The 8,785-nt window shown below is 64.8% G+C and carries 9 protein-coding genes and 2 pseudogenes; 6 read left to right on the top strand and 5 right to left on the bottom strand.

The window, feature by feature from the left end; all coding sequences use genetic code 11:
- Nucleotides 1–2 precede the first annotated feature (2 nt).
- The 6 genes from ACFE99_RS18935 (at nt 3) to ACFE99_RS18910 (ending at nt 6,322) form a co-directional block, all read left to right on the top strand.
- Entirely contained in the window at nt 3–806 is an 804-nt protein-coding gene (locus ACFE99_RS18935; protein WP_375487946.1) for an SGNH/GDSL hydrolase family protein, read from the top strand.
- A gap of 94 nt (nt 807–900) precedes the next feature.
- Nucleotides 901–1,869, top strand: a complete 969-nt coding sequence (locus ACFE99_RS18930) for an anti-sigma factor RsbA family regulatory protein (protein WP_375487944.1) — start codon at nt 901–903, stop codon at nt 1,867–1,869.
- Nucleotides 1,870–1,914: 45 nt separating this feature from the next.
- On the top strand, nt 1,915–2,445 hold the full coding sequence (locus ACFE99_RS18925; RefSeq protein WP_375487942.1) for a hypothetical protein: 531 nt from the start codon (nt 1,915–1,917) through the stop codon (nt 2,443–2,445).
- A complete protein-coding gene (locus ACFE99_RS18920; RefSeq protein WP_375487950.1) occupies nt 2,445–3,314 on the top strand; it encodes an MEDS domain-containing protein in 870 nt (289 codons plus the stop codon). The genes ACFE99_RS18925 and ACFE99_RS18920 overlap by 1 nt, the downstream gene beginning before the upstream one ends.
- Nucleotides 3,315–3,389: 75 nt before the next feature.
- Nucleotides 3,390–4,862 (top strand): M28 family metallopeptidase, encoded by a 1,473-nt coding sequence (locus tag ACFE99_RS18915; RefSeq protein WP_375487948.1) that lies wholly within the window; start codon nt 3,390–3,392, stop codon nt 4,860–4,862.
- Nucleotides 4,859–6,322 carry a M28 family peptidase gene (locus ACFE99_RS18910; RefSeq protein ID WP_375487940.1) on the top strand — a complete coding sequence of 488 codons (1,464 nt, stop codon included), beginning with the start codon at nt 4,859–4,861 and terminating at the stop codon, nt 6,320–6,322. Before ACFE99_RS18915 ends, ACFE99_RS18910 begins: the two co-directional genes overlap by 4 nt.
- A 40-nt stretch (nt 6,323–6,362) precedes the next feature.
- On the opposite strand, the pseudogene ACFE99_RS18905 reads toward ACFE99_RS18910, so the two are convergent.
- The 5 genes and pseudogenes from ACFE99_RS18905 to ACFE99_RS18885 all read right to left on the bottom strand — a co-directional run.
- Nucleotides 6,363–6,816, bottom strand: a pseudogene (locus ACFE99_RS18905) (hypothetical protein); the annotation flags it as partial.
- Nucleotides 6,800–7,117, bottom strand: coding sequence for a hypothetical protein (locus ACFE99_RS18900; protein WP_375487938.1), 318 nt, complete (start codon nt 7,115–7,117; stop codon nt 6,800–6,802). The gene ACFE99_RS18900 and the pseudogene ACFE99_RS18905, both read right to left, overlap by 17 nt.
- A 180-nt stretch (nt 7,118–7,297) precedes the next feature.
- The gene (locus ACFE99_RS18895; protein WP_375487936.1) at nt 7,298–7,555 is read right to left on the bottom strand and encodes a hypothetical protein; all 258 of its coding nucleotides are present in this window, start codon (nt 7,553–7,555) and stop codon (nt 7,298–7,300) included.
- A 365-nt stretch (nt 7,556–7,920) separates the two neighbouring features.
- Nucleotides 7,921–8,178, bottom strand: a complete 258-nt coding sequence (locus ACFE99_RS18890) for a hypothetical protein (protein ID WP_375487934.1) — start codon at nt 8,176–8,178, stop codon at nt 7,921–7,923.
- A pseudogene (locus tag ACFE99_RS18885) lies at nt 8,175–8,785 on the bottom strand (hypothetical protein); the annotation flags it as partial. The pseudogene ACFE99_RS18885 and the gene ACFE99_RS18890, both read right to left, overlap by 4 nt.

The raw sequence follows: 8,785 nt of genomic DNA, 5'->3' as shown, positions 1-8,785 counted from the left end.
ATGTGGCACTGGGCAGTTCGATGGCCGCCGGTCCAGGTATCCAGCCGCGTGCCAAGGGTGCTCCGTGGGGCTCGGGCCGATCGGGCCGCAACTACGCGCATCTGGTGGCCCAGCGCCTGAACCTTGATCTAGTGGACGTGACGTTTTCCGGCGCGACCACCGCCCATATCCTTGCCGACCGTCAGCGCGGGGCGCCGCCGCAGATCGACGCGCTGAACGGTTCGGAAGCACTAGTCACGATCACCATCGGCGGCAACGACGTCGGCTACATCCCCCTGTTGATGGCTGCTTCGCTGCTGGGCTCGATTGCCCGGCTCCTCCCCGGGCCGCACGACGGCCCGCATCGTCGCCGGGCGGTCCCCGCCCGCCTGCTGCCAAGAATCCGTGGTCTGCTCGACCGCGATGCCCGCGACGAGGCGCTTGCCCATGTCGGCGACTCGCTGCGCGCGGTCGGTGCTGCGGCGCGCCGGCGGGCCCCAAACGCGCGGGTGCTCTTCGTCGACTACCTGACGCTGCTGCCGCCGGACGGGCAAAGCGCCGCGCCGTTGTCGAAAGCCGACGCCGACCTGGGCCGCCACGTCGCGACACGCCTGGAGGAATCCACCGCAGCGGCCGCGCAGTCCACCGGCTGCGAGCTGGTGCGGGCCGGGCAGGCCAGCCGCGAACATCACGCCTGGTCGTCGGAGCCCTGGACCGTCGGCGCGGCGTTGCCGTTGCCGTGGCGGCCGGCGCCGTTTCACCCCAACGCCGCGGGTATGCGCGCGGTCGCCGACCTGGTGGCTGCACGGCTATCGGCCGGCCGTTGATAGGGCGTTCTGATTAGGTTGCCGTCACACCGGGTAGGCCCCGGCGTGAGCCAACATGCTGGCTCAGTGCAGCGCTACCAAGTGGAGCCACCACATGACCGCGAGTCCACCGGCTCACGACGCCGGGTTCGTGCACTCCGCGCTGTTGTATCGGTCAGAGCAGGAATACATCGATCTCGTGGTGGCGTCCATCAGCGAAGCGCTCAACAACTATGAGCCGGTATGGGCCGCAGTACCCGGCGACAAGCTGGCATCGTTGTGCGACGCGTTAGGGCCACTAGCGGACGAGACGGACGTGACACTGGCCGACGTCACCGAAGTGGGCCGCAATCCGGCCCGGCTGCTGGGTGTGGCGGGCGGTTTCGCGCAGCGGCATCGACACCGGCCCGTCCGGCTAATCGGCGAACCGGTGTGGGCTGGCCGCACCGCGGTCGAATACCCGGCGTGCCTGCAGCACGAGGCGTTGGTCAATCTCGCGTTCGACGGCCATCGTGGGACCGGGCTATGTCTGTACGACGCCTCCCAACTGGCCGACACCGTGCTGGCGGACGCTCGGATCACCCACCCACTGATCTGCGTGGACGGCTCCTATCAGCGCAGCGCTGACTATGCGATCGACGTCGCACTGCAGCGCTGTAACGAACCGTTGGCGACGAGCCCAGCCGCGGTGACGTACACGGTTTCGGAATTGGCGAACCTCAGCGCCGCCCGCCAGCAGGCCAGCCGGTATGGCCGCTTACTCGGCCTGCCGGCAGAGAGCATCGCCGACCTGAAGCTGATCATCACCGAGCTCGCCACCAACAGCCTGCAGCACGGCAACGGGACATGTCGGCTTGGGTTCTGGGAACACGGCGGATATCTGGTTTGCGAGGCCCGCGACGCCGGATTTCTCGACGACCCGCTGGCTGGGCGACGACCGCCGAGCGGGGACGAGAATGGCCAGCGCGGATTGTTCGTCGTCAATGCGCTGGCCGATCTAGTGCGTATTCACGCCACACCGGCCGGCACGACGATCCAGGTTTTTCTGCGGCTGCTGGACCGGGCCGCCGAGGAGGCGTCTTAACGCTCCCCCACGGGGCGGTCTCCTCGGTATTGTCAGCGCACACACTTGGCTGCGGTCGACCGATTGGAGACCCGGTTGCGGGATGAAGCCGCCGATACCACGACATCCGCCGTCCGCGAGGTGGTGCACACGGCGCTTTTCTACCGCTCAGAGCGCGAATATCTCGATTCGCTGGTGCCGTTGATATCCGGATGGTTGAGTAAGGCCGAGCCGGTCTTGGTCGCAGTACCGGAAAACAAGATCGCGTTGCTGGAGGATGCGTTTGGCGCGCCGCCGGGGGATGTGACTGTGAACCTGACGATGACGGACATCACCGAGGCAGGCCGCAATCCCGGCGGTGCATGTCGGCTCGCGTTTTGGCACTGCGACGGTCATTTGGTCTGCCAGGCACGGCATGTCGGATACTTGGGCGACCTGCTGGCCGGGTGCCGACCGCCGACCGCCGGGTCAGGCCCGTATGAGCTCTTCGTCGTCAACGCGGTGGCTAATTTGGTGCGCACCCACACGTCGCCGGACGGCACCACCATTCACGCTTATCTGCGGCTTGACCGGTTGTCGGGGGGCGATGTCGCGTGATGCGCCAGCAAGGTGTGCTCACCTCCGCTGCAGGCCTCACCCCGTTCGGCCACGTGGGTTGGGGGTATCGAGACCAGTCGGAATTTCTGACCCGGGCCGCCGAGTACATTGTCGACGGCCTGGCGCGCAACCAGCGGATCCTGTACGCCCGTGACGGCGGCCGTGCGGCATTACGCACGGAGTTGCTGGATATGGGCTTCGGCGACGCGGTCAGGTCAGGCCAGATTGCGGTGACGCCGGTCGACGAGCACTACGTGTTTGTGCCGGGCACCGACGTGGTCGACCCGGAGGCGACGGTGGCCGCCGGCGTCGCAGCGATGGAGTATGTGGTCGCCATGGGCTGCAGTGGCTGCCGTGGAGTGGTCGACGCGGCGATACTGGCGCGCAAGCCCGAGCAGCGCGCCGCGTTCAGCCGCCTGGAATATCTCGTCGACCAGAAGATGGCGGTGCTGCCTTTCTCGGCGTTGTGCGCCTACAACCTGACATTGTTGGGCGAGACGGCCAAGCAGATGGTGTGTCTGCATCCGTTGGTCGGCCGCGGCACGGTCAGCTTCCGGCTTTACGCCCAACTCGGGATGGACTTCGGGTTGGCGGGTGAAATCGACGCCGCCGACAGCGAGGCGTTTATCTCCGCGCTAGAACGGATCTGGCCGCTGGCCGCCGGCCACGAGGTGATCGTAGACGCGCGAGGTCTGGACTTCGTCACGCACCGTGAGCTGGTGACGTTGGACGAGCAGGCCGCCGCTGAGGGCCGCAAGGTGGTTTTGGTCACCGACCGGTGCATAGTCGCCCGACTGGTTCAGCTACTCGAACTGGAAAACGTCCGAGTGGACGTCTCGGAGGCGCGACCCACCGTGGACGCCGGCTGACTGGCGCTGGTCCTACTGGCCACCGAGACGCGTGAGCCGTCTAACGTGGTCGCCGTGAAAAACACATCGAAGGCGATGCTTTCGGCGGCTGCGGTCGTTGCAGTTTTGGTCGGCGGATGCGGGCGCGCGCCGAGCGCTTCACAGCCCGTGGGCGAGAAACCCGCCGGAGTCCAGTTCGCTGAGGGGTTGCGTGGCCGGGTCACCACCGACGCGATGATGGCCCACCTGTCGAAACTGCAAGACATCGCCAATGCCAACAACGGCACCCGCGCGGTGGGCACCCCCGGTTATGACGCCAGTGTCGACTATGTAGCCAACACGTTGCGCGGCAAGGGTTTCGACGTGCAAACCCCGGAGTTCACCGCCCGCGTTTTTCACGCCGACCCGGGATCGGTGACGGTGGACGGCAAGACCGTCGAGGCGCATGCTGTGCAGTTCAGTCTGCCCACTCCGCCGGACGGCGTGAGCGGACCGCTTGTGGCCGCGCCCGCCGATGACAGTCCCGGGTGCACCCCCTCCGACTACGACGGGTTGCCGGTGCAAGGCGCTGTGGTGTTGGTGGACCGCGGCACGTGCCCGTTCTCGCAGAAGGAAGACGCCGTCGTGCAGCGCGGTGCGGTGGCGCTGATCGTGGCCGACAACGTCGACGAGAAGGAGATGGGCGGCACCCTCGGCGAGCACACTGACGTCAAGATCCCGGTGGTCAGCGTCACCAAGGCCGAAGGGGCGGCGCTGCGTGCCCAGCCCGGGCCGACGACTGTCAAACTCAATGCGAACACCCAGACTCTGCAGGCGCGCAACGTCATTGCCCAGACGAAGACCGGCTCGACCGCCGACGTGGTGATGGCCGGCGCGCATCTTGACAGCGTGCCGGAGGGGCCCGGCATCAACGACAACGGGTCCGGGGTGGCTGCTGTTCTGGAAACCGCGCTACAACTGGGTAATTCGCCGAGACTACGCAATGCGGTGCGGTTCTCTTTCTGGGGCGCCGAGGAACTCGGGTTGATCGGGTCGCGTAAGTACGTCGAGTCTTTGGACGTCCAGGGGCTCAAGGACATTGCGTTGTATCTCAATTTCGACATGCTGGCCTCGCCCAATCCCGGCTATTTCACCTATGACGGGGACCAATCGCTGCCGGAGGACCAGCGCGGTAACCCGGTGGTTCCGGAGGGCTCGGCGGGCATCGAGCGCTCGCTGGTGGCCTACCTGAAATCGGGAGGCAAGACCGCGCAAGACACCTCGTTCGACGGCCGGTCTGACTACGACGGATTCACCCGGGCTGGTATCCCCTCGGGTGGATTGTTCTCGGGCGCCGAAAACAAGAAGTCCGACGAGCAAGCCAAACTGTGGGGCGGTACGGCCGGTGAGCCGTTCGACCCCAACTACCACAAGAAAACCGACACGTTGGACCAGATCGACCCCACGCCGCTGGGGATCCTCGGTGGCGGGGTCGCCTATGCGGTTGGGCTGTACGCGCAGGATCTCAGCGGGCGCAACGGTGTCCCGGTCCGGGATGACCGCACTCGCCACGTCGTCAACACACCATGATCCGGTCGGCGGGTGCGGCCTTGGTGTTGACGGTCGTCCTGCTGGCGGGGTGCTCGTCGTCGCAGCCTGCGCCGCAGCGCTTGGGTGATGCGTTGGCTGCCAAGGTAACCGTCGATGCGATGTTCACCCACCTGCGCGCCCTGCAGGATATCGCCAACGCGAACAAAGGGAATCGGGCTGAGGGCACGCGCGGCTTTGACGCCAGCGTTGACTATGTCGTTAAAACGCTGCGCAACAAGGGTTTCGTTGTGTCGACACCGCAGTTCGACCGGCTGTACACAGCGGCGCCGGGCCAGCCGACGCTGACCGTGGACGGGCGCAACTATGCCGTCGACCAAGCGTCGCTGCTGGTGCGCACACCGCCCGGTGGGATAACGGCCCCCGTGGTGCGCCCGATCAAGGCGGCGGGGTGTGCTGCGAGCGACTACCCGGGTACGGTGCCCAAGGCTGCGATCGCCGTCGTCGACGACAGCGGCTGCACGGTGGTTGACAAACAAAAAGCCGCGGTGGCCAAGGGCGCCGCCGCGGTGGTCGTGATTAGCGAGCCCGGAAACCAGGGCGCGCCGCCCAAGCTGTTCAACTCCGGTTACTACAACCAGCTGACCGTGCCGGTCGCGGTCGTCGGCGCTGACGGGGCGGCTGCATTGCGCGACGCTGTCGGGCCGGTACGGCTCACGCTTGACACCGCAACCGTAAAGGTCACCTCACGAAGTGTCCTGGCGCAGACCAAGACTGGCTCCAGCCACGATGTAGTCGTGGCGGGCGCGCACCTGGACAGCGTTCACGAGGGGCCGGGCATCAACGACAACGCGACCGGGGTGGCCGCGGTGCTGGAGACCGCGCTGCAACTGGGCCCGTCGCCGCCGGTGACCAACGCGGTGCGATTCGCGTTTTGGGGTGGGGAGGAATCAGGGCTCAACGGTTCCCTGGATTACGTCTTCGGCTTGCGCCGCGACGAACTCAACGACATCGCGCTGTATTTGAACTTCGACATGCTCGGCTCGCCGAATGCCGGCTTCTTCACCGACGACGGAGACCAGTCCGCCCCGGCCGGCCCGGGTGTAGCGCCGCAGGACGTGCCGATCGGCTCGGCGGGTATCGAACGCACCCTGGCGGCCTATCTGAACCTGGCCGGTAAGCGGCCCGTGGATCTGCCGTTGGGCACCAAGAGCGACTACAGCCCCTTCCTGGTTGCGGGCGTGCCGATCGGCGGCATGACTACCGGTTCGTCGCAGACGAAAACCCCTGTGCAAGCGCGGCTCTGGGGCGGTCAGCCCGGGGTAGCCTTCGACCCGAACTACCACACTGCCCGCGACACCGTGGACAAGGTCAACCGGGATGCGTTAGGCATCATGGGCGGCGGCGTCGCGTTCGCCGTCGGAACCTACGCACAGTCCATCGACGGCGTCAACGGCGTGCCGCCCCACGACAAGCGGAATCGAAAGCAAGTGCGGCCATAGGGGGTGATGGCGTGCAGCAACCTTGTTGCGCACCCGCACATCAGAACGGTGGGGGATCGTCGTCAGCATCCGGTGGGGCTGGCCCGAAGTAGCTGAAGTGCTCGGTGCGCCGGGTGATGCGGGCGTCGTGGTTGTGGCGGCGTTCGGTGGCGATGCGGTGCGCTCGGTCTTGGGTGCGGGTGCGGCGGCGTTTGGGCATCATCGCGGTGCGCTCGCCGCAGTATTGGGCCGGCGGGTCGGCTGGCAGTGAGGGCAGGTCGCCGGTGGGCCGGCACAGGCTGGGAAACAGCAGCGCGCTGCCCGGGGTGCTGACATAGGTGTGTCCCGTCGGCGCGGTCAAGATCAGCGTGCCGTCCGGCAGCTGCTGTTCGCGCCAGCCCCAAAACGTCTTCACCAAATGATGTGTGCGGCAATTAACATTTCAGGTTGCTGACGAGTCCGTGATCTACCCCCATAGCCGCCGACTGGTAGCAAGGCCTACTGGTTCCAATCCACCAGCCTCGTCCGGACGTCGACGCTCGGCCCGAGTTTCTGCTTCAGGACGTGAAGGAAGCCCCATTGATGCGACACCTCGGCAGCCAGACGCCTGCACACCTTCTCGACCACGTCAACCGGCTGGTGTTCATAGTCGAGTTCAGCGTCTCGCTCCAGGCTCTCGGTTGCCGAAGCGACCGGAATCTCGTTCTCCAGCAGCAGCACCGCAATCTGGCGCTTGTCCACCAGCACTACCCAGCGCATCTCAGCAGGCAATTCGGGCAGCGACGATGTTGTTCTGTCACTGGATGTGTACGTCATGTGCCCTCCCAGTTGAGTACGGCTGAACAGTGTGCGGCGTCGTCGAGCTCCAGACCCAATCGAAGGCCACACCGCAACCATGATCGCCACCATCGCAGAATTGACGTAGCGGTGTCTCGCGATCTGGAGGGCAGCACCTGCTGTCGCGGCGGTCGCGTCGAGCAGCGGAGAGCGACTGTCTTACCGATATATTGGCCATGCCAGAAGGTAAGCGCCAATTGCGTTATCGATTGCTATTCCGCGCTCATTCGGAATATGGCCCGGCCCAAAGTGCGGGCTCATCGAGACGCCAAGCGCGTGCACAACGGCGTCGCTCTGCTCGTTAGTCGGCTTCTGTGCGGCGCGAAGCTCGGCGAGGAGCGCGGGGTTAAGACGAGTCAGTTCCTCCACAATAACGGTGCGGTGTTCCGGTGGAATAGCGTCGAGAACGTTGGTCATGGATTTCTCCAACCATCACGGCTGGTGGCCCATGCGGTTATCACTTGCCCATCCTTATTCAAGTAAACCGTTGCGTTTTCGCCGACGTATTCATAACGCCCCCATACTGGTCCGGCACGTACTGGGGCGGCCCAATCGGATGCTGGACGGCATCTTGCATCGCGCTGTCGCTGACTCCATGACCACCATCGCGGCTGTTAACTTGCTGCTCCCCATGGCTCCATTAGTCCTGTGATTCTCTTTGGTGGTGGAAATGGTGGTATGGCCTCCATCTGAGGTGATTCCTGCGCGGGGTGATTGAGAACCGGGCGTACCCGGCTGGGTGGCGGGTTCATTTCCTAATCGTCGAGCGGGCGGCCCGCTGCTCACCGAACTATCGGCCAGGCTTCCAGGTAGGCGTCAATTGCGCGTTCAATCGCCAGCCCATACTCATTCGGCGTCCAATCCGGTCCGAAGGTCTTCATCAAGGCATCGGAAAGTACATCCACAACGGCGTCACTCTGGTCATTGGTCGGCTTCTGTGTGGCGCGCAGCTCGGCCAAAAGAGCGGGGTTACGACGCGTCAGTTCGTCCAGGATCAAAGTGCGGGGCTCCGGTGGAATAGCGTCGAAAACGTCGCTCACGGGTTCCTCCAACCACTACGGCTGTTCGCCCAGGCTGTTACCACTTGCCCGTCCTTATTCAATACCACTGTTGCGTCTTTGCCGACATATACGTAAGCCCCTCGACCATACTCGTCGAGTTTGAACTTGGGCGGTCCAATCGGGTTCGCAACGGCATCCTGCAATGCGTTGTCATTGACGCCGTGACCGTCCCGGCCATTAACTTGCTGCTCCCCATGCTCAGTTAGTCCTGTGATTCTGTTTGGTGGCGGAAATGGCGGTGTTTCCTGCGGTATCTGAGGTGATTCCTGCGCAGGTGGCTGGGTATCGTGTGCGCCCGGCTGCGTGGGCGGCGGGGCGGGCTCATTTCCTAGTTGTACGCCTAAGTCCCGTAGCCGGGATTCGAGTGCCGTCTTTCTCGCATTGAGCTCGCCCATTCTGGCAACGCAACTGTCATATGCGCCCTGTTCTTGGGGCAGCACAAACGGGCGCTTCAGACAGTCATCGCTGTAGCGGGCGAGGTCTTCTTTTAATTTGTCATACGCGGCAAGTGCCTGCTCTTTGGTCATTTCCCCGATCGGCGGCTCAGGCGGTGGAACCGGTGGTGTCGGGTGGAGCGGTAGTGGCA

It is taken from the genome of uncultured Mycobacterium sp., from assembly GCF_964249325.1.
GTDB lineage: Bacteria > Actinomycetota > Actinomycetes > Mycobacteriales > Mycobacteriaceae > Mycobacterium.
Note: the sequence above shows the minus strand (reverse complement) of the source record. Positions and strands in the feature narration are given on the sequence as shown.